This is a genomic window from Actinotalea ferrariae CF5-4 (assembly GCF_000603945.1).
GTDB lineage: Bacteria > Actinomycetota > Actinomycetes > Actinomycetales > Cellulomonadaceae > Actinotalea > Actinotalea ferrariae.
In genome coordinates this window covers 1-386 of the sequence record NZ_AXCW01000613.1, presented here as the reverse complement: position 1 = coordinate 386, position 386 = coordinate 1, and the positions used below count along the sequence as shown (strand labels likewise).

Below are 386 nucleotides of genomic sequence, written 5' to 3'. Positions count from 1 at the left end.
CGAGCAGCGACGCCCTGGCCGCGGGGGCGGCCTGCGCGGCCAGGGTCGCGTACGCGTCGGCGAGGCCCGTCTCCAGGTCGGCGAGCCCGGTCGTGCTCGCGGCGTCCTCGCCGGACAGCAGACCCGCGGGGAGCGCGTAGCTGGTGCGGCGCGGGTCCAGGCCCGTCCCGGCGACCTGCGTCGAGACCGCCCAGGCCTCCGCCCGGTCGCGGTGCGCCGTCGCACGCTCCGCCGCCGTCGTCCGCGCGTCGTCCTCCCTGCGGGCCGCCACGACCTCCCACGCCTGACCGGCGAGGTCCTCCGCGGTCACGAGCGGGAGCACCGCCGAGGCGGCGACGCCCGACGGCGGCCCGGTGGGCTCCGCGGGCACGACGCGCCACGGCTCG

General features: G+C 80.8%; 1 protein-coding gene. It reads right to left on the bottom strand.

The genetic code is table 11. The features are described 5' to 3' along the window. The coding region (locus N866_RS19490) for a DUF4439 domain-containing protein (protein WP_034230158.1) at positions 1-386 on the bottom strand (386 nt) is incomplete at both ends.